Consider the following 15,999-nt stretch of genomic DNA (forward strand, 5'->3'; position numbering starts at 1 on the left):
TATCGCTGCTCGTTGAACCAGTAAGCGCAAAATACGCTCGATGCCGCAAATACAGTGAAGAACAGCGCAATGAGAATTCCGATCTCCATGATCATTTACTCCTGACATCCGTTGTGACTTACGGAAGGACAACGCACGATGCTTGAAGAAGTTTCATTTGAAGAGACCTTCGCAGATGAAGGTCTCGCTACGTACAATTTTGCCTATCTGGACGAACAGACCAAGCGGATGATCCGCCGCGCTATTCTTAAAGCTATTGCCATACCGGGTTACCAGGTGCCCTTCGCCTCACGCGAAATGCCCATGCCCTATGGCTGGGGAACGGGCGGCGTGCAGGTCACAGCCGCGATCCTCGGGCCAAAGGACGTACTGAAGGTGATCGACCAGGGGGCGGACGACACCACCAATGCCGTCTCGATCCGCGCTTTCTTCCAGAAGGTCGCTAATGTCGCCGTCACCACCCGTACCAAGGAGGCCACCGTCATCCAGACGCGTCACCGCGTTCCGGAAGAAACGCTAACGGAAGGTCAGGTGCTGGTCTATCAGGTACCGATCCCCGAACCCTTGCGCTTCCTCGAGCCACGTGAGACCGAAACCCGCGTCATGCATGCGCTGGAAGAATACGGCCTCATGCATGTGCGCCTCTATGAAGACATTGCCCATAATGGCCGGATTTCCCGCACCTACGCCTATCCGGTGAAGGTTGGGGGCCGTTACGTCATGGACCCGTCGCCGACGCCGAAATTCGACAATCCGAAAATGCATATGTCGGAGGCCTTGCAACTGTTTGGGGCTGGTCGTGAAAAGCGCATCTATGCGGTGCCGCCCTTTACCGAAGTCGTCAGCCTCGATTTTGACGACCATCCCTTCGAGATCCAGACCTTCGACAAGCCCTGTGCGCTCTGTGGTGCGGACAATGTCTATCTCGATGAAGTCATCCTGGATGATCGGGGCGGACGCATGTTCGTTTGTTCCGATACCGATCATTGCGAAGACCGGCGCGACCATGGCCATCGCGGCCATCTGCTGGCCGATGTGAAGGAGGCCGCAGAATGAGCGACCAACCGCTGTTGAAAGTCCGCGACGTCTCGAAATATTACGGCGACCGCGCAGGTTGCCGCAACGTTTCCTTCGATCTCTGGCCGGGAGAGGTTCTGGCGATCGTCGGTGAATCCGGCTCAGGCAAGACGACGCTGCTGAACTGCATTTCCACCCGGCTGATGCCGACGACGGGAAGCGTCGAATATCGCATGCGGGATGGCTCGGTCCGTGACCTCTATCACATGGGAGAGGCGGAGCGCCGTTTTCTCATGCGCACGGACTGGGGCTTCGTGCACCAGAATCCGGCTGACGGTCTGCGCATGACGGTCTCGGCGGGCGCCAATGTCGGAGAGCGGCTGATGGCGGTCGGCAACCGCCATTATGGCAATATCCGCAACACCGCCAGCGAATGGCTGGAGCGGGTGGAGATCAGCACCGATCGCATCGATGATCAGCCGCGTGCCTTTTCCGGTGGCATGCGCCAGCGCCTGCAGATCGCCCGCAACCTCGTCACCTCGCCGCGCCTCGTCTTCATGGACGAGCCGACCGGCGGTCTGGATGTCTCGGTCCAGGCGAGGCTTCTCGATCTCGTTCGCGGCCTCGTCAACGATCTCGGTCTGTCCGTCATCGTCGTCACCCATGACCTTGCGGTTGCACGTCTCTTGTCGCACCGCATGATGGTGATGAAGGGTGGCAACGTCATCGAGCAGGGCCTGACCGACCGCGTGCTGGACGACCCGCGTGAGCCCTATACTCAGCTCCTCGTTTCCTCCATCCTGCAGGTGTGACATGCCGACCCCCCTCATCGTTTCGGAAGTCTTCAAAAGCTTCACCATGCATCTGCGTGACGGGATTGAACTGCCCGTCGTGCGCAATGTGAACTTCTCCGTCCAGGCCGGCGAATGCGTCGTGCTTGGCGGGCCTTCGGGGATCGGCAAAAGCTCCATCCTCAAGATGCTCTATGGCAATTACGCCATCGATAGCGGCCAGATACTCATCAAGCATGAGGGACAGATGGTCGATATCGGCAGTGCCGCGCCCCGCACCGTGCTCGAAGTCCGCCACCGCAGCCTTGGCTATGTCAGCCAGTTCCTGCGCACCGTTCCCCGCGTAGCCGCCGTCGATGTGGTGGCGGAGCCGCTGCTCGCTCGAAAAGTTCCGGTCGAAGAGGCACGCGAACGGGCAGGGGAGTTGCTGTCCAAACTCAATCTGCCACGGGAATTGTGGTCTCTGCCACCCGCGACCTTTTCCGGCGGCGAACAGCAGCGTGTCAACATTGCCCGCGGCTTCATTACCGACCATGCCATCCTGCTGCTGGACGAACCGACGGCCTCGCTCGATGCCGCCAACCGCAAGGTGGTGGTGGAGATGATCCAGCAAAAGAAGGCCGAAGGAACGGCCCTTCTCGGCATTTTTCACGATGAGGAAGTGCGTGAGGCCGTCGCCGATCGTATTCTCGATGTCGCGCAGTTCTCCCCCAGAAAGATCGCAGCATGAGTGTCAAAGTTGGACTTGAACCCGTGATCCACGAGACTGCCCGTGTCACGAATTCGAAGATCGGCCGCTACACCGAAGTATCGGAGCGCTGCCGCATAGAAGAGGTGGAGATGGATGACTATTCCTATATCATGCAGGACGGTGCCGTCTGGTGCGCCACCATCGGCAAATTCGTCAATATCGCCGCTTCGGTGCGCATCAACGCTACAAATCACCCCATGTCGCGCGCGACGCTCCACCACTTCACCTACCGCGCCCATAACTATTGGGACGATGCTGAAGACGAGACTGATTTCTTCGCCGCAAGGCGGGCAAAGCGCGTCGTCATCGGCCACGACGTCTGGATCGGCCACGGTGCGACCATTCTGCCCGGCGTCACCATCGGCAATGGCGCGGTGGTGGGGGCCGGTGCGGTCGTCTCGAAGGATGTCGCGCCTTACACCATTTTCGGCGGTGTTCCCGCCAAACTCATCCGGCGTCGTTTTCCAGAAGAGATCGGCGAGCGGATGGACAGGCTGGCCTGGTGGGATTGGGATCATGCAAGGCTTCGCGCCGCTCTGGATGATTTCCGCTCGCTCGAAGCGGGCGCATTTCTGGCGAAGTATGACGGGTGAGCGAAGCGCATCTCCCGTAACGTCAGCCTTGTAATAATTTCTTCATCAAACTGACATTCACGCTTCACGCACCCCTGATAGGCCGAATCCGAAATAACGAGACTGGATTTGGCCTATGACTTTTCACCTCAAGCAGGTTACGCGCCGCTTCGGCAAATCGACCGCCGTCGACAGCGTGACGCTCGATATCCCCCAGGGTCAGATGGTCGGCGTCATCGGACGTTCGGGTGCGGGCAAATCCACCCTGCTGCGTATGATCAACCGTCTGGTCGATCCGACATCCGGCTCCATCCATTTTGGTGATCTTGAGGTTTCGTCGCTGCGAGGGGCTGCCCTGCGCCACTGGCAACGCGATTGCGCCATGATCTTTCAGCAGTTCAATCTCGTACCGCGTCTGGACGTTCTGACCAATGTCATGCTTGGTCGCCTCAATCACCGCTCCACGGTCTTGAGCCTGCTCAGCATCTTCACTACCGAAGAGCGTCTGATGGCGATCGCCGCATTGGAGCGCCTCGGCATCGAGCATGTGGCAATGCAGCCTGCGGGAACGCTCTCTGGTGGCCAGCAGCAGCGTGTTGCCATTGCGCGCGCGCTGATGCAGTCGCCGCGCATGCTGCTTGCCGACGAGCCGATTGCTTCTCTTGATCCGCTGAACGCCAAGATCGTCATGGATGCGTTGCGCGATATCAATGAGCGCGAAGGCATCACCGTCATCACCAACCTGCACACGCTCGATACGGCGCGCAATTATTGTGAGCGCATCATCGGCATGGCAGGTGGTCGTGTGGTCTTCGACGGCACGCCGGCCGAGCTTGATGCGCGCGCGGTCAAGGATATCTACGGCACGGATTCGCACGGTGCCGGTATCGACGAAACCATGACATCGACCAGCATCACCATTGAAGGCGCAGAGCTCAGCGCCCGCGCCCAAAACCCATCTGCCGGTCCTGAAGCTACTGCTCTGAAGCCCCTTTCCATGGCTGGACTGTAAGGACTGCACAGCATCGATCCGCCCGCGTCAGGGGCGCCCATATCAAAGCCCACATCATGCAAAACTCCGGCTTGCCGGAAAAACAGGAGATACATCCATGTTGAAGAAAGCTCTTCTTTCTGCGGTCGCGCTTGGCCTTCTGGCCGGTTCGGCTCTTGCTCAGGACGTCAAAGTTCTGCGTATCGGCCTCGATGGCGGCGAAAACTCCAACGACCAGCTGCGCAACGCCCAGTGCATCGCAGACGGCCTGAAGGCTGCGACCGGTGTTGAGCAGGTTCAGCTCTTCCCATCGCCTGACTATAACGGCGTTATCCAGGGTCTGCTCGGCGGCACCATCGATATCGCCTCCATGGGCGCATCCTCCTACGCCAAGATCGCCATTCAGGACCCGAAGGCTGTCGATCCGATCCTGACTTACACTGGCGCTGACGGCTCCAGCGGTTATTACACCATCATGGTTGCCCGCAAGGATTCCGGCATCAAGTCGCTGGCAGACGCGAAGGGCAAGAAGCTCGGTTTTGCCGATCCTGACTCCACCTCCGGCTACCTGATCCCGAACGTCGCGCTGCCGAAGGAAACCGGCAAGCCGGTCAAGGAATACTTCTCCGAAACGGGTTTTGGCGGCGGCCATGAGAACCTCGTTCTCGCCGTTCTCGACAAGAAGTTCGATGTCGGCACCACCTTCGGCTCCGGCGTTGGCAAGTGGGAAGAAGGCTATACCTCCGGCAACCTTCACCAGATGGTCGCCAAGGGTAACCTCGACATGGACGATCTGGTCGAAGTCTGGAAGTCGCCACTGATCCCGAACGGCCCGCTGATGGTTGCCAACAAGGTTGGTGAGCCGATGAAGCAGAAGATCGAGAACTTCTTCCTTGAATTGCCGAAGAAGGATCTGGCCTGCTTCCAGGGCTTCACCCAGGGCAAGAACAAGGAATACATCAAGGTCGACTCGTCCTTCTATCAGACGATCGTCGACGCCCGTAAGGCCGTCATCGGCGGCTGATTGCCGACAATTGCATGAGACGGCGGCGTCGAAAATGACGCCGCCGTTTTTTTAAAGCGCATCTCCGGCGAGCTTGGCTTTGGCCTGCACCCGGACATGTAGGAAAACCGTAAGTCGGGGCAGTGGCGATAAGATCTCGTCACCGAGATGCTCGCGCAAGGGACGCCAGGATATGGCCAGCACGCCAATCACGCACGACAGCCTGAACGAGACCTCGAAAAAGGTCATGCGTCACTACCAGCAACAGCTGCTGACGCGGCGTATCTATACTGGCATCGCCATTGTCGTCTTTCTGGCACTTCTCTTCGCATCGCTGGATTTCGCCAACAGCGCCAATTCCGGCAAGTTCTTCGAGCGGCTGCCCTATTTCTTCGACTTCATGAAGACCTTCCTGCCGAACAGTCCGATGGAAGTCGTTCGTGCCATGTTCGACATGCCATCGCCCTATGCCGATGGATCGCTGAAATACGACTATGTCTCTGAGCGGGTCTATATTGGTGGCGGTTTTTACATTCCGCATTTCTTCTACCAACTCGTTATCACGCTGAACATCGCGGTGGTCTCGACGCTGATCGGCACGGCCTTAGCCTTCGCGTTGTGTTTCTTCGCCTCCACCAATCTCGTCGGTGCCGGTGCCGTGCGTTTTGCCGTCAGACGCATGCTGGAAGTGATGCGCGCCTTTCCGGAAATCGTTATTGCCGGATTGCTCACCGCCATTCTCTCGCTCGGTCCCATTGCCGCAATCGTCGCCATCACCATTCACACCGTCGGCGCACTCGGAAAGCTGTTCTTCGAAGTGGTCGAAAATGCCGATATGAAGCCGGATGAAGGCTTGCGGGCATCGGGTGCCAATTGGCTGGAGCGTGTGCGCTTTGCCATCGTACCGCAGGTTTTGCCGAATTTCGTTTCCTATGCGCTGCTGCGCGCCGAAATCAATGTGCGCGCCTCCACCATCATAGGTGCTGTTGGCGGCGGTGGTATCGGCGAGGTCTTCCGCCTGGCGATCGGTAACGATCATGCCGCGAAGACCTATGCCATCATCATCATGCTGCTGATCACCATCATTGCTGTTGACCAGTTCTCCGGCTGGCTGCGCCGTCGGCTAATCGGCCAGCAATCCTTTGAATTCGGACGGGGAGCGGCCTGATGTCCACAAGCTTTGTCATCAATGGTGCGGACCGCGAACGTCTTCTGTCCCAATATCCGCAGGTCTTTCAGCAGGGCTTCATGCGCCGATACGGACTGTTCGTCGGTCTGGTTGCAGCCATCGCCTATCTCGTCATCTGCTTCTTCGCCTTCAATGTCGGCCCGGCCTTGACCAACGGTCGCTGGGACCGCGCGTCCAGCTATATTCAGGACTGGTATTCCTGGCGCGCCCAGCCACGGCTTCGCTTCGATGATGGCAAGGTCGTGCCGCAATGGACGAGCCGCGGGCAGTATCCAGCCAACGCCAATATTAGCTGGCTCCAGCCGCTGCCGGATGGCGGCTATAGCGTGACCTATGGCGATCAGCAGAACCGCATCGACATCACCCCGACGCAGGCCAATGTCTACGTCGACGGCACGCTCTATCCCGTGACCATCGGCGCTGACCGCGTCACGGCCCCGGCCGGCGCGCCTGTTCAAATCCGCCAGGACGAGAACAAGGTCGTCGTCGAGTACGGCTTTGCCGGTCAGGCGGAAATTCGGACCTCGCAGCTCTATGTCCAGCGCCGCTTCCTTGGTTGGGCCAATTTCTTCTTCGACACCCGCTCGCAGTTCTGGGGCAAGAGCTGGGGCGACTTGGCAGCGCTGGCGCTGTGGCAGAATCGCGTCGATCCGGCTCAGTCCAATATTTCAAAGATGGCCGATGATTTCCTCGGCAACGATGCCTGGCAGCATGAGGACATCCTGTCCAAGCTGTTGCAGACGCTGGTCATGGCCTTCCTCGGTACGCTTCTCGGTACGCTCTTTGCCTTCCCTCTGGCTTTCATTGCCGCCCGTAACATCACTGCCAGCAGGGCGGCAAACTGGGGCATGAAGCGGCTCTTCGACTTCCTCCGCTCGATCGACATGCTGATTTGGGCGCTGTTCTTCACCCGCAGCTTCGGCCCCGGACCGATCCCCGGGATTGCCGCGATCTTCTTCACCGACACGGGCGCGCTCGGAAAGGTCTATGCCGAGGCTCTGGAAAATGTCGATGACAAGCAGCGTGAGGGCGTGAAATCCGTCGGTGCGTCGCCCATGATCGTCAACCGCTTTGGCGTCATTCCCCAGGTGCTGCCTGTGTTCATTTCCCAATCGCTTTATTTCTGGGAAAGCAACACACGCTCGGCCACGGTGATCGGCGCCGTCGGTGCCGGTGGTATCGGCCTGAAACTTTTGGAGGCCATGCGCACCAATCAGGATTGGGACAAGGTCGCCTATATGGTGCTGTTGATCCTTATCGTCGTCTTCCTGTTCGACAATATGTCCAACGCGATCCGCTCGCGCCTCATCGGCAAAACGCATCACTAAACATGCCACTGATATCCGGCAAATTTCTTGCCCGGTATCATCATTCTGTCATGGAAAAGGTCTACCCCGCACTTCTGACCTTGCGGGGCCGAGACAAGTCGTCTCAAATGACGCTTCCGCTGTTTTCATGACGTTTGAAAGTGCGACCCCGTGCGCTACGCAATCTATTTTTCGCCCCCCGGCAGCGATCCGCTGACTGAGACAGCGTCACGGTGGCTGGGACGCAACGCCTTTTCCGGTGAGGGCTTTGACGACTATGCCAGCTTTGCGGACGTTACCGAAGAGCCAAGGCGCTACGGTTTCCACGCCACGCTGAAAGCGCCCTTCGAGCTTGCCGAAGGCAGACATGAGAGCGAGTTGGTGGAGGCATTCTCCGCCTTTGCAGCCTCACACGCCGCCTTCGATATTCCCGAAATCGTCATCGGCTCACTCGGGCCTTTCTTCGCACTGGTTCCGGCCACGCTCCATCAGCCGCTCCAGGATTTCACCGCCGATGTGGTGAGACATTTCGAGCCCTTCCGCGCGCCCTTGTCGGAGCGCGATATTGCTCGCCGTAAGCCGGAAGCGCTGAGCGAAAGCCAGCGCGCCAATCTCCATCGCTGGGGTTATCCTTATGTGATGGATGATTTCCGCTTTCACATGACCCTGACAGGGCCGGTGAGTGAGGGGCGCAGGCAAGAGATGGCCGACATCCTGGCCGAGACATTTTCCGGCTTCATCCATCGCCCTCTGACAATCTCCGGCCTCGGCCTTTTTGTCGAGAAAGAGCGAGGCGAAGCCTTTACCGTTCATAGCTGGCAGCCACTGGCTGCTTCCAATACGAAAGACGTCCGAAATGGCTGAACATGTCCTATCCAATGCGCGCATCGTCCTCTCCGACGATGTTATCCAAGGTTCCGTCCTGATCCGCGATGGCGTGATTGCCGATATCAGCGAAGGCGCATCGCAAACCGGCGAAGACTTCGAAGGGGACTATCTGATCCCCGGCCTCGTCGAGCTTCACACCGACCATCTCGAACAGCATTATTCCCCGCGCCCGGGCGTCACCTGGGACAAGATTGCCGCTATTCAGGCCCATGATGCGCAGGTCGCGTCCTCCGGCATCACGACCGTCTTCGATTGTCTGCGCCTCGGCTCGGATGAGGATGGCGGCTTCGAGCGCGGCGAGATGCGCGACATGGCCGATGCCATCGAGAAGGCCAAGGGTGAAGATCGCCTTCGCTCCGATCACCTGCTGCATCTGCGCTGCGAGGTTGCTTCCGCCGACGTGCTGGAGCATTTCGAGGATTTCGAAAACGATCCGCATGTGCGGCTGATTTCGCTGATGGATCACTCCCCGGGCCAGCGTCAGTTTCAGACGATGGACCAGTACATCATGTTCTACCAGAAAAAGCGCGGTCTGAGCGATGAGGCCTTCAAGGCCTTTGTCGACCGGCGCGTCTCGGCCTCCGGGAAATATTCCGGCAAGCACCGCGATTACCTTTCCGCCCGCTGCGCCGAACGCGGCATCACCGTTGCCAGCCATGACGACGCCACTGAAGCCCATGTCGAGGAGGCGATCGGCCATGGTGTGCGGCTTGCTGAATTTCCCACCAGCGTCGAAGCCGCAAAAGCATCGCACACGGCGGGCATGAGTGTTCTGATGGGCGCGCCGAACATCGTTCGCGGCAAATCCCATTCGGGCAATATTGCTGCGCGCGATCTCGCCGAACTCGGCGTTCTCGATGTGCTGTCCTCTGATTACGTGCCTTTCAGCCTGCTCTACGCGCCCTTCCTGCTCGCCGATCAGGTGGACGGGGTTACCCTTCCCAAGGCACTTGCGATGGTCACGGCAACACCGGCAAAGACGGTTGGTCTGACAGATCGCGGTTCTATTGCCGAAGGACTGCGCGCCGACCTCGTACGGGTGCGTCGCGAAAGCGGTGTGCCCGTGGTGCGCAGCGTCTGGCGGCAGGGAAAACGTGTCGCATGAGCGTTGTATCGTCAGACGCATTTCCGCCGAATTTGGACACCCTCGGAACGATGATCGTCGTTGTCGGTCCGAGCGGTGCCGGCAAGGACACGCTGATCGACTACGCGGCCGAGCGGCTGCGTGATCAGGCAGATGTGCATTTCGTCCGGCGTATCATTACCCGAGACAGTGACGCGGGTGGCGAGAACCATGAGGGTTGCAGCGAAGAGACCTTCCAACGAAAAAAGGTAGCCGGCGAATTTTGTGTGTCCTGGAGTGCCCACGGTCTGCATTATGGAATACCCGCTTCGGTCAAGCAGCATCTGAAGAAGGGCGGCGTGGCGGTGGCGAATGGCTCACGCTCCGCACTTCCCCACTTCAGAGCAGCCTTCCCCAACTTGAAAGTGGTGGTGGTCACAGCACGGCCGGAAATCCTCTCCGCCAGGCTGGCGAACCGGGGCCGCGAGAGCATGTCGGAAATCATGGGCCGGCTCGACCGCAAGGTGGAGGCAATCTGCGATAGTTTCGACGTGACGACCATCGACAATAGCGGCGAGATCGAGGAGGCGGGATCGGTCCTGCTCGCTCTCCTGCAGAGCAGCATATCGACCCGATAGGCTATCGTTCACGAGAAGCTGCGACGCTCCTTCGCGACGATATCCTGCAGGAACTGCACCACCGTTCTTACCCGCGCAAGCTGACGGGCATTTTCGTGATAGGCGGTCCAGTAGGATCGGCGAATCGATATCTCGGGAAGTAGACGTACAAGGCTTGGATCGTTGCGGGCAATGTAATCATGCAGGATGCAGATCCCGGCACCGGAGCGTACTGCTTCGGTCTGGCCTATGGCGCTGGAAATCGCGAAGGTCGCATCCCAGTCGCGGAGAACCTCCGAGGTAAAATTGAGTGACGGCGAAAAGATGAGATCCTCGACATAACCGATCCGCCGATGCTGCCGTAAATCTTCGACCTTTTCAGGCGCCGGGTTCCCCTCTAGGTAGCTCTTCGAAGCGTAGAGACCGAGCGAGTAATCCGTCAGCTTCGAGTAGATCAGCCGACCCTGCTCGGGCCGCTCGATGGTGATCGCAATATCCGCCTCGCGTTGCGAAAGCGAAAAGGATCGCGGCACCGGCACGAGCTCGATTCTCAGTTCCGGGTGAGCCGCCGTCAACTCTCCCAGGCGTGGCGCAAGAAATGAAACACCGAAACCGTCCGGCGCGCCGATGCGCACGGTGCCGCTGATGCCCGCCACACCTTGGCCAAGCATTGCCTGCACCGAGAGCATTTCGGTTTCCATCCGCTCCGCCGCCACCAGAAACTGATTCCCGTCCTCTGTCAAAATGCAGCCGGTCGTTGTTCGGATGAATAGCTGGGCACTGAGCGCCTTTTCCAGTGCTGTCATGCGACGGCTGAGCGTCGCATGATTGACGCCCAGTATCTTGGCGGCTGCAAGAAACTGACCACTGCGCGCTACGCTGAGAAAAATTCGCACATCGTCCCAGTCCATTGCTGCATCCTTATTTCGTTTTATGCACAACGGATGCGTATTCCTGGCCATTGCTTTGTGCAACTGAAAACAGGATGGTGGGTCATCAAGAATCCCTGGAGGACACCATGAACGAGATCGGCCATTTCATCGACGGCAAGCGCGTAGCAGGTACAAGCGGCCGCACGTCGAATGTCTTCAATCCGGCAACCGGCGAAGTGCAGGCGACCGTGGCGCTGGCAAGCGACGCGGAAATCCTTGCAGCCGTTCAGAGCGCCAAGGCCGCGCAGCCCAAATGGGCGGCGACCAACCCCCAGCGCCGCGCTCGCGTCTTCTTCAAGTTCGTCGAACTTCTCAACAAGAACATGGATGAGCTGGCGGTTCTTCTCTCAAGCGAACACGGCAAGACGGTGGAAGATTCCAAGGGCGATATCATTCGCGGCCTGGAAGTCTGCGAATTCGTCTGCGGCATTCCCCATCTCGCCAAGGGTGAGTTCACCGAGGGTGCGGGTCCGGCCATCGACATGTACTCCATCCGCCAGCCCGTCGGCATTGGTGCTGGCATCACGCCGTTCAACTTCCCGGCCATGATCCCCATGTGGATGTTTGCCCCCGCTATTGCCTGCGGCAACGCCTTCATCCTCAAGCCATCCGAGCGTGATCCCTCTTTGCCGATCCGTCTCGCAGAATTGATGATCGAAGCGGGCCTGCCTGCCGGTATCCTCAACGTCATCAATGGCGACAAGAGCGCAGTGGATGGACTTCTGACCAACCCGGATATCGGCGCGGTCTCCTTCGTCGGCTCCACGCCGATTGCCCGTTACGTTTATGGTACCGCCGCAATGAACGGCAAGCGCGCCCAGTGCTTCGGCGGCGCGAAGAACCACATGATCATCATGCCGGATGCCGATCTCGATCAGGCGGTCAACGCGCTGATGGGTGCCGGTTACGGTTCGGCTGGCGAACGCTGCATGGCCGTTTCTGTTGCCGTGCCGGTCGGTGAAGAGACCGCCAACCGTCTGGTTGAAAAGTTGATCCCGCAGATCGAGGCATTGAAGATCGGCCCTTATACCGATGACAAGGCCGACATGGGTCCTCTCGTCACCAAGGAAGCGCAGACGCGCGTCAAGGGCCTGATCGACAGTGGTGTGGAGCAGGGCGCCAAGCTTCTGGTCGACGGTCGCGATTTCAAGCTTCAGGGCTATGAGGACGGTTATTTCGTCGGCGGCTGCCTGTTCGACCACGTCACGCCTGACATGGATATCTACAAGCAGGAGATCTTCGGACCGGTTCTCTCCGTCGTCCGCGCCCAGAATTACGAAGAAGCGCTCGACCTGCCGATGAAGCATGAATATGGCAACGGCGTCGCCATCTTCACCCGCGACGGCGATGCCGCCCGCGACTTCGCCTCGCGTATCAATATCGGCATGATCGGCATCAACGTTCCGATCCCGGTTCCGCTCGCCTATCACTCCTTCGGCGGCTGGAAGGCTTCGAGCTTCGGCGACCTCAACCAGCACGGCACGGATTCGATCAAGTTCTGGACCAAGACCAAGACGATCACCGCCCGCTGGCCGTCCGGCATCAAGTCGGGTGCTGAATTCGTCATGCCGACGATGAAGTGATGCGATTTACAGTGTGAAAGATGAAGGCCCCGTTCGCGCGGGACCTTTCTTTTGGTGGCCCCAAAATCTCCCTCCGGTCATCCTCGGGCTCAACCCGAGGATCCATTTTTCCTAACGGCATTAATGTCTTATGGATCCTCGGCTCAAGGCCGAGGATGACGGCGGAGAGGGAAGTTGGCCGTCATCGTCAAGCAGAGCGTGGCTTGAGCATCTCTTGGTCGAGCGTTAAGCGGCCTCTTGAAATCGGATTTCATAGCAGACGATATTCTCAGCCGTAACGCTGGTATCCTCTTCAACGAGCACGCAATCCATCGCCTCTAGCTTCACCGTCTCGCCCGGACTGGTGACCGTAACGGGGCCTATCGCTAGAACATAAACCGTCTCCCCACCCTCACAGCCACGCACCGAGAACGAACCAGCGCGTCGCTCAACTCGATGCACAAAACGTCCACGGCGGGTCATGACGTTGAGATCGGTGATCGCGCCATCCACAAGCGTTGCGTCGACAGTGACATCGGCGGCAAAGCGAAGCGGGTCGCTGTCCATCGTCAGAAGAACCGGTGCCGCACCATCAATGGTGAGCGACATGCCGTGTCCTGACAAAATCGATAGCGTTCGATCGATCTCCGGAAAGAGCGAGAAAGCGCCGTCATTGGCCACACTCGCCATGCTGATCCGCCACTCGAACGCATCCATGGATGCGCCGGGCGGAAAGACGGCGATTTCCACCGTCTCTCCCTTGCCGTTCTTCCACGGCATACGCTTGTACTCTGACGCGCGAAGCCGTCTCATCGCTCAGTTACCCAGAATGCCGGGCAGGCGAAGGCCTTTCTCCTTGGCGCAGTCGAGCGCAATGTCGTAACCGGCATCGGCGTGACGCATCACGCCGGTCGCCGGGTCGTTCCACAGCACGCGCTCCAGGCGGCGTGCCGCGTCATCCGTGCCATCGGCGCAGATGACGACGCCGGAATGCTGCGAGAAGCCCATGCCGACGCCGCCGCCATGGTGCAGAGATACCCAGGTGGCGCCCGATGCGGTGTTGAGCAGCGCGTTCAACAGCGGCCAGTCGGACACGGCGTCCGAGCCATCTTTCATCGCTTCGGTTTCGCGGTTGGGTGAAGCGACCGAGCCGGAATCGAGGTGATCGCGACCGATCACGACCGGGGCCTTCAACTCGCCGCTCTTGACCATGTCGTTGAAGGCAAGCGCCAGGCGATGACGATCGCCAAGACCAACCCAGCAAATGCGGGCCGGCAGACCCTGGAAGGCGATGCGCTCACGCGCCATATCCAGCCAGTTGTGCAGGTGCTTGTTGTCCGGCAGCAGTTCCTTCACCTTGGCGTCGGTCTTGTAGATGTCTTCCGGATCACCCGAAAGGGCAGCCCAACGGAACGGCCCGATGCCGCGGCAAAACAGCGGGCGGATATAGGCAGGCACGAAGCCAGGGAAGGCGAAGGCGTTTTCGAAGCCTTCTTCCTTGGCGACCTGGCGGATATTGTTGCCGTAGTCGAGCGTTGGAACACCGGCGTTCCAGAAATCCACCATGGCCTGAACCTGCGTCTTCATCGAAGCGCGGGCAGCCGCCTCCACCGCCTTCGGATCACTCTCCTGCTTGGCGCGCCATTCGGCGACGCTCCAGCCGGAAGGCAGATATCCATGGATCGGATCATGCGCAGACGTCTGGTCGGTGACGATATCAGGGCGTGCACCACCCGCCTTCATCCGCTTGACGAGTTCCGGGAAGATATCGGCGGCATTGCCAATGAGGCCGACGGATTTCGCTTCGCCCGCCTTGGTCCACTGGTCGATCAGCGCAAGCGCCTCGTCCAGCGTGTGCGCCTTGGCATCGAGGTAGCGGGTGCGCAGGCGGAAATCGACGCGGGTCTCGTCGCATTCGACAGCCAGGCAGCAGGCGCCTGCCATGACCGCAGCAAGCGGCTGTGCGCCACCCATGCCACCGAGGCCACCGGTCAGGATCCACTTACCCGTGAGATTGCCGCCGAAATGCTGGCGCCCCGCTTCCACGAAGGTTTCGTAGGTGCCCTGAACGATGCCCTGCGTGCCGATATAGATCCACGACCCGGCCGTCATCTGGCCGTACATGGCAAGGCCCTTGCGGTCCAGCTCGTTGAAATGCTCCCACGTCGCCCAATGCGGAACGAGGTTGGAGTTGGCGATCAGAACGCGCGGCGCGTCCTTGTGGGTGCGAAACACGCCGACGGGCTTGCCGGATTGCACCAGCAGCGTCTCGTCTTCGTTGAGGTCCTTCAGCGTGGCGACGATCCGGTCGAAATCCTCCCAGGTGCGCGCGGCGCGGCCGATACCGCCATAGACCACCAGTTCATGCGGGCGCTCCGCGACATCCGGGTCCAGGTTGTTCATCAGCATGCGCAACGGCGCTTCGGTCATCCAGCTCTTGGCGTTGAGTTCCGGACCCTGCGGTGCGCGGACTTCTCGTTCGTTATGACGCGGGTTTGTCATGATCTTTCCCCTTTATGGTCTGAGAGCGAGCGCAAAATCTTCCATGCGCGTCAGAATGGTTTTGAGATGGGTGCGGAGCGTCGCGGCCTTGTCGTCATCATAGGCAAAGGGCGGCGTCTCGGTTTTGAGATGTGTGCATTGCGCAAGCTCCATCTGGATCGCATGCACGCCCTTATCCGGCTGGCCGTAATGGCGCGTCGTCCAGCCGCCCTTGAAGCGGCCGTTGAGAATGGACGTATAGCCTTCAGCCGCAGAGGTCACATCGACGGCAATGGCCTCGACCGCCGGGTCGCAGGTGTTGCCCATATCCGTACCGATATTGAAATCCGGTAGCTTTCCTTCGAAGAGGAAGGGAATATGCGAGCGGATGGAATGGCAATCATAGAGAACGGCGACGCCATGGACGGCCTGCACGCGCTCGATTTCCGCTGTAAGTGCTGCGTGATAAGGGGCATGAAAATGCTCTAGCCGATAAGCGATATCCGCTTCGTTTGGCGCTTGCCCGTCTTTCCAGATCGCTTTGCCGTCGAAGTCGGTTTCGGGAACAAGGCCAGTGGTGTTCTGGCCCGGATAGAGGCTTGCGCCGGACGGATCGCGATTGGCATCGATTACATAGCGGTGGAAGGTGGCGCGCACCGTCGTCGCGTCGTCCAGCAGACCGGCATAAAGATCGTGAATATGCCAGTCGGTATCCGCAAGCAGGCGGCCATTGTCGTTCAGCCGCTCCCAGATCGCGACCGGAACGTCGGTTCCCGTATGCGGCAGGCCGAGAATGACGGGCGAACTCCCCTGATGGATATCGACCACTGACATC

At 59.4% G+C, this 15,999-nt stretch carries 16 protein-coding genes; 12 read left to right on the plus strand and 4 right to left on the minus strand.

Annotated elements, in window-relative coordinates:
* Nucleotides 1-138 precede the first annotated feature (138 nt).
* From QZ869_RS13665 to phnN, 11 genes are all read left to right on the plus strand, one after another.
* Nucleotides 139-1,056: an alpha-D-ribose 1-methylphosphonate 5-phosphate C-P-lyase PhnJ gene (locus QZ869_RS13665; RefSeq protein WP_296105453.1), complete on the plus strand. Its 918-nt coding sequence runs from the start codon at nt 139-141 to the stop codon at nt 1,054-1,056.
* Complete coding sequence (phnK, locus tag QZ869_RS13670; protein ID WP_296105455.1) at nt 1,053-1,829, plus strand: phosphonate C-P lyase system protein PhnK; 777 nt, start codon at nt 1,053-1,055, stop codon at nt 1,827-1,829. The genes QZ869_RS13665 and phnK overlap by 4 nt, the downstream gene beginning before the upstream one ends.
* Before the next feature lies 1 nt (nt 1,830).
* On the plus strand, nt 1,831-2,538 hold the full coding sequence (gene phnL / locus QZ869_RS13675; protein ID WP_296105458.1) for a phosphonate C-P lyase system protein PhnL: 708 nt from the start codon (nt 1,831-1,833) through the stop codon (nt 2,536-2,538).
* Complete coding sequence (locus tag QZ869_RS13680; protein WP_296105460.1) at nt 2,535-3,152, plus strand: DapH/DapD/GlmU-related protein; 618 nt, start codon at nt 2,535-2,537, stop codon at nt 3,150-3,152. The genes phnL and QZ869_RS13680 overlap by 4 nt, the downstream gene beginning before the upstream one ends.
* A 115-nt stretch (nt 3,153-3,267) precedes the next feature.
* On the plus strand, nt 3,268-4,143 hold the full coding sequence (phnC, locus tag QZ869_RS13685; RefSeq protein ID WP_296015713.1) for a phosphonate ABC transporter ATP-binding protein: 876 nt from the start codon (nt 3,268-3,270) through the stop codon (nt 4,141-4,143).
* 97 nt (nt 4,144-4,240) lie between these two features.
* A complete protein-coding gene (gene phnD / locus QZ869_RS13690) occupies nt 4,241-5,146 on the plus strand; it encodes a phosphonate ABC transporter substrate-binding protein (protein ID WP_062599088.1) in 906 nt (301 codons plus the stop codon).
* Between the two features lie 172 nt (nt 5,147-5,318).
* Entirely contained in the window at nt 5,319-6,293 is a 975-nt protein-coding gene (phnE, locus tag QZ869_RS13695; RefSeq protein WP_062599089.1) for a phosphonate ABC transporter, permease protein PhnE, read from the plus strand.
* Nucleotides 6,293-7,642, plus strand: coding sequence for a phosphonate ABC transporter, permease protein PhnE (gene phnE / locus QZ869_RS13700; RefSeq protein WP_296084631.1), 1,350 nt, complete (start codon nt 6,293-6,295; stop codon nt 7,640-7,642). Before phnE (QZ869_RS13695) ends, phnE (QZ869_RS13700) begins: the two co-directional genes overlap by 1 nt.
* Before the next feature lie 150 nt (nt 7,643-7,792).
* On the plus strand, nt 7,793-8,485 hold the full coding sequence (locus QZ869_RS13705; protein WP_296105462.1) for a DUF1045 domain-containing protein: 693 nt from the start codon (nt 7,793-7,795) through the stop codon (nt 8,483-8,485).
* Complete coding sequence (locus QZ869_RS13710; protein ID WP_296105464.1) at nt 8,478-9,614, plus strand: alpha-D-ribose 1-methylphosphonate 5-triphosphate diphosphatase; 1,137 nt, start codon at nt 8,478-8,480, stop codon at nt 9,612-9,614. Before QZ869_RS13705 ends, QZ869_RS13710 begins: the two co-directional genes overlap by 8 nt.
* Nucleotides 9,611-10,210, plus strand: coding sequence for a phosphonate metabolism protein/1,5-bisphosphokinase (PRPP-forming) PhnN (gene phnN, locus QZ869_RS13715; protein ID WP_296105467.1), 600 nt, complete (start codon nt 9,611-9,613; stop codon nt 10,208-10,210). The genes QZ869_RS13710 and phnN overlap by 4 nt, the downstream gene beginning before the upstream one ends.
* Before the next feature lie 8 nt (nt 10,211-10,218).
* On the opposite strand, the gene QZ869_RS13720 is transcribed toward phnN, so the two are convergent.
* Nucleotides 10,219-11,100: a LysR family transcriptional regulator gene (locus QZ869_RS13720; RefSeq protein WP_113175708.1), complete on the minus strand. Its 882-nt coding sequence runs from the start codon at nt 11,098-11,100 to the stop codon at nt 10,219-10,221.
* 107 nt (nt 11,101-11,207) lie between these two features.
* Here QZ869_RS13720 and QZ869_RS13725 point away from each other — a divergent pair, with 107 nt between their 5' ends.
* Entirely contained in the window at nt 11,208-12,704 is a 1,497-nt protein-coding gene (locus tag QZ869_RS13725) for a CoA-acylating methylmalonate-semialdehyde dehydrogenase (RefSeq protein WP_113175728.1), read from the plus strand.
* Between the two features lie 225 nt (nt 12,705-12,929).
* Here the strand turns inward: QZ869_RS13725 and QZ869_RS13730 are convergent, their stop codons facing one another.
* From QZ869_RS13730 to hutG, 3 genes are read right to left on the minus strand one after another with little or no spacing between them, the layout of a single operon-like run.
* Entirely contained in the window at nt 12,930-13,496 is a 567-nt protein-coding gene (locus tag QZ869_RS13730; RefSeq protein ID WP_113175707.1) for a HutD family protein, read from the minus strand.
* Nucleotides 13,497-13,499: 3 nt separating this feature from the next.
* Nucleotides 13,500-15,185: a urocanate hydratase gene (gene hutU, locus QZ869_RS13735; protein ID WP_062427258.1), complete on the minus strand. Its 1,686-nt coding sequence runs from the start codon at nt 15,183-15,185 to the stop codon at nt 13,500-13,502.
* A 12-nt stretch (nt 15,186-15,197) separates the two neighbouring features.
* Nucleotides 15,198-15,998 (minus strand): N-formylglutamate deformylase, encoded by an 801-nt coding sequence (hutG, locus tag QZ869_RS13740; protein ID WP_296105470.1) that lies wholly within the window; start codon nt 15,996-15,998, stop codon nt 15,198-15,200.
* Between the last annotated feature and the right edge of the window lies 1 nt (nt 15,999).

Source organism: uncultured Agrobacterium sp. (assembly GCF_913777885.1).
GTDB lineage: Bacteria > Pseudomonadota > Alphaproteobacteria > Rhizobiales > Rhizobiaceae > Agrobacterium.

What these genes read in the sequence shown, in the direction of transcription:
- QZ869_RS13710 (WP_296105464.1), top strand. Translation starts at nt 8,478, where the DNA reads ATGGCTGAACATGTCCTATCCAATGCGCGCATCGTCCTCTCCGACGAT.
- phnE (WP_062599089.1), top strand. Translation starts at nt 5,319, where the DNA reads ATGGCCAGCACGCCAATCACGCACGACAGCCTGAACGAGACCTCGAAA.
- hutU (WP_062427258.1), bottom strand. Translation starts at nt 15,185, where the DNA reads ATGACAAACCCGCGTCATAACGAACGAGAAGTCCGCGCACCGCAGGGT.
- QZ869_RS13680 (WP_296105460.1), top strand. Translation starts at nt 2,535, where the DNA reads ATGAGTGTCAAAGTTGGACTTGAACCCGTGATCCACGAGACTGCCCGT.
- phnC (WP_296015713.1), top strand. Translation starts at nt 3,268, where the DNA reads ATGACTTTTCACCTCAAGCAGGTTACGCGCCGCTTCGGCAAATCGACC.
- phnK (WP_296105455.1), top strand. Translation starts at nt 1,053, where the DNA reads ATGAGCGACCAACCGCTGTTGAAAGTCCGCGACGTCTCGAAATATTAC.
- phnD (WP_062599088.1), top strand. Translation starts at nt 4,241, where the DNA reads ATGTTGAAGAAAGCTCTTCTTTCTGCGGTCGCGCTTGGCCTTCTGGCC.
- phnN (WP_296105467.1), top strand. Translation starts at nt 9,611, where the DNA reads ATGAGCGTTGTATCGTCAGACGCATTTCCGCCGAATTTGGACACCCTC.
- phnL (WP_296105458.1), top strand. Translation starts at nt 1,831, where the DNA reads ATGCCGACCCCCCTCATCGTTTCGGAAGTCTTCAAAAGCTTCACCATG.
- hutG (WP_296105470.1), bottom strand. Translation starts at nt 15,998, where the DNA reads ATGTCAGTGGTCGATATCCATCAGGGGAGTTCGCCCGTCATTCTCGGC.
- QZ869_RS13730 (WP_113175707.1), bottom strand. Translation starts at nt 13,496, where the DNA reads ATGAGACGGCTTCGCGCGTCAGAGTACAAGCGTATGCCGTGGAAGAAC.
- QZ869_RS13725 (WP_113175728.1), top strand. Translation starts at nt 11,208, where the DNA reads ATGAACGAGATCGGCCATTTCATCGACGGCAAGCGCGTAGCAGGTACA.
- QZ869_RS13720 (WP_113175708.1), bottom strand. Translation starts at nt 11,100, where the DNA reads ATGGACTGGGACGATGTGCGAATTTTTCTCAGCGTAGCGCGCAGTGGT.
- phnE (WP_296084631.1), top strand. Translation starts at nt 6,293, where the DNA reads ATGTCCACAAGCTTTGTCATCAATGGTGCGGACCGCGAACGTCTTCTG.
- QZ869_RS13665 (WP_296105453.1), top strand. Translation starts at nt 139, where the DNA reads ATGCTTGAAGAAGTTTCATTTGAAGAGACCTTCGCAGATGAAGGTCTC.